General features: G+C 46.5%; 3 protein-coding genes. 2 read left to right on the forward strand and 1 reads right to left on the reverse strand.

Annotation, left to right across the window (positions count from 1 at the left end):
• Positions 1–177: 177 nt before the first annotated feature.
• The gene (locus VM802_RS02385) at positions 178–1,074 is read right to left on the reverse strand and encodes a helix-turn-helix domain-containing protein (RefSeq protein ID WP_325527579.1); all 897 of its coding nucleotides are present in this window, start codon (positions 1,072–1,074) and stop codon (positions 178–180) included.
• 173 nt (positions 1,075–1,247) lie between these two features.
• Between VM802_RS02385 and VM802_RS02390 the strand changes: the two genes are divergently transcribed.
• Both VM802_RS02390 and VM802_RS02395 read left to right on the forward strand, forming a co-directional pair.
• On the forward strand, positions 1,248–2,231 hold the full coding sequence (locus VM802_RS02390) for an aldo/keto reductase (RefSeq protein WP_325527581.1): 984 nt from the start codon (positions 1,248–1,250) through the stop codon (positions 2,229–2,231).
• Positions 2,232–2,353: 122 nt separating this feature from the next.
• On the forward strand, positions 2,354–2,818 hold a 465-nt coding region (locus VM802_RS02395), incomplete at its 3' end, for a GntR family transcriptional regulator (RefSeq protein WP_325527583.1).

Genomic DNA, 2,818 nt, shown 5'->3' on the forward strand with positions numbered 1-2,818 from the left:
AAAAATGAAATCAATATCCTGTACGGTGCTGTTTACTATTTCCATCGTTATTAATTTTTCTGCTGTAAAACTATTCACATCCGTAATCATATAACAGATACAGAAATTGAATATTTTACTATAACAGATAGAAATACAGCCTTCCCTGATCCCCCACCATGGCGGAGAATGCCTTCATCAGTTATTGGCCCGGTACTCATTAGGTGTAAAGCCCACACGCTGTTTGAACAGACGGGTGAAATGCTGAGGATACTTGAAGCCCAGCTCATAAGCAATCTCACTGACAGATTTACTGGTATCAAATATCTTCTCCTTGGCAGTATCTATAAGTTTCAGCTGAATGTACTCCTGTGGCGATTTACCCGTTTCCTTCTTCACCATATCACCGAAATAGTTAGGCGATAAATTCAACTCCCCGGCGCAATATGCCACGGAAGGCAGCCCGATCGCCTGTGGCCTGTCTGACATAAAATAATCATTCAGCAGTGTTTCAAATCTCTCCAGAATACCCTTGTGCGCATTATCACGCGTAAGGAACTGACGATCATAAAAACGGACACAGTAATTAAGGAACAACTCTATATTGGATACGATGAGTTTCTTACTATGCTTGTCCATACCACGTTCCAGCTCATATTGAATTTTTCTGAAGCTGTCCAGCACAATATGGCGCTCCTGTTCCGATATATGCAGCGCTTCGTTTGCATTATAGGAGAAGAAACTATAATCGTGCATCTGACGCGCCAGCACTGTCCCGCGGATCAGGTCCGGATGGAATGCCAGCGCATGCCCCTGCGGCTGATAATACTCGCCGTTGCTTTCAATAGTCACTACTTGTCCTGGTGCAAAAAACACCAACGTGCCATCCTGGTAGTCATAATTATTCTTTCCATAACGCAGGTCGCCGATCTTTACGTCCTTTAGTATGATGGTATAAAGTCCGAAGTATACGCGGTATCCCCTGCGAGGCATCGCTTTCGACAAATCAACCACCGTTACCAGCGGGTGCAGGGTCTCGTGATTGTTATACGCGTTGTATTCACTGACAGATTCATGCCTCAATAAAATATCCATAACAATTATCGTTTGTCTTATCCAAAGTTACACTATCCGCCCCTGCTTTTTCCCTCCTGCCTGCACAATCAGTAATACTGGTAGATATTACGGTAATCGGTATAACAAATGGTCCGGAAATACCTATGACCTTTGCATTGTCAACAATCATCAAACATTCAATACTTAAAATTATGCAATACAGAACACTTGGAAACAGCAACCTGGAAGTATCCGCCATCGGCCTGGGATGTATGGGAATGAGCTATGCTTATGGACCGGCAGCGGACCGCAAAGATATGATCAACCTGACCCATGCTGCAATAGACCGGGGCCTTACTTTCTTCGATACAGCAGAAGCATATGGTCCCCACACCAATGAAGAACTGCTGGGCGAAGCGCTGGCGCCTTACCGCGATAAAGTAGTCTTGGCTACCAAATTCGGCATCGGCATGCAGAACGCTCAGATCGCGGCAAACAGCGATCCCGCTTTGATACGCCGGTCAGTGGAAGGCTCGCTGAAACGCCTCCGTACAGATGTTATCGATCTTTATTATCAACATCGTGTAGACCCCAACGTGCCCATTGAAGACGTAGCTGGTACGATCAGAGAGCTGGTAAAAGAAGGTAAGATTAAACACTGGGGCCTCTCCGAACCTGGCGTGAATACAATCCGCCGCGCCCATGCCGTACATCCTGTTACAGCCGTGCAAAGCGAATATTCATTATGGTGGAGAAAACCGGAAGCGGAGCTGCTACCTGCGCTGGAAGAGCTGGGCATCGGCTTTGTACCATTCAGTCCGCTGGGTAAAGGTTTTCTGGCAGGTAACTATGGTAAAGACACCACCTTTGCCAACAACGACTTCCGGCACGTATTGCCTCGCTTTGCACCCGAAGCGCTGACTGCCAACCAGGCTATGGTGGATCTGATTGCCGAAGTAGCGCAGCAAAAAAATGTCAGCGCCGCACAGATCGCGTTGGCCTGGTTACTGGCACAACGCCCCTGGATCGCGCCAATACCCGGCACTGTCAAACTGCATCGTTTGTACGAAAACATGGAAGCCGCTGATATTGTGCTGACAACGGAAGAAGTAGACGCACTCAGCGAAGCAGCTTCAAAGATTACCGTGGTGGGCGAAAGATACCCGGAACAACTGGAAAAAACAACAGGACTATAACGGGCTATAGTACTGCTGTCAATAGTGAGGACAATAACGATTGTCTTCACTATTTTTTTACCCGGAATCATCTATTTTAGCATATATAACAGATGGATAAATCTAATATATTACTATAACAGATGAAAAACTTCCGCTACATAGATATAGCTGATAAGATCGAACAACTGATTAACAACAATACTCACCCAGCCGGTGAAAAACTCCCGTCATTAAGGATAATCAGTCATCAGTACAACGTCAGTATAGGTACCGCCATCAAGGCATTCAGCCTGCTGGAAGACAAAGGTCTGATTGCCGCAAGGGAAAAGTCCGGCTTTGTGGCGCTGCGCAAATCTGGTTTCCGGACTGAACTTCCGGAATCGCCACACAATAAACCAGCCGTAAAAGATGTGCGTGTGAGCAAGATATTCAGCATGATCCCACCTGATGATGATGTACATGCAGCAAAGTATATATCTTTCTTCAATGCCACGCTGGATACCACCATGACGCCCTTCAATGCCATCCGGCGCAGCATACAAAATGCATCACGGGATCTCAGCGGCCGCCACCTGCAATATGAATCATCATCCGGCAGCACATTA

This window comes from Chitinophaga sp., from assembly GCF_035538455.1.
GTDB lineage: Bacteria > Bacteroidota > Bacteroidia > Chitinophagales > Chitinophagaceae > Chitinophaga.

Coding starts and splice junctions, on each gene's coding strand:
- VM802_RS02385 (WP_325527579.1), bottom strand. CDS start 1,074: ATGGATATTTTATTGAGGCATGAATCTGTCAGTGAATACAACGCGTAT.
- VM802_RS02390 (WP_325527581.1), top strand. CDS start 1,248: ATGCAATACAGAACACTTGGAAACAGCAACCTGGAAGTATCCGCCATC.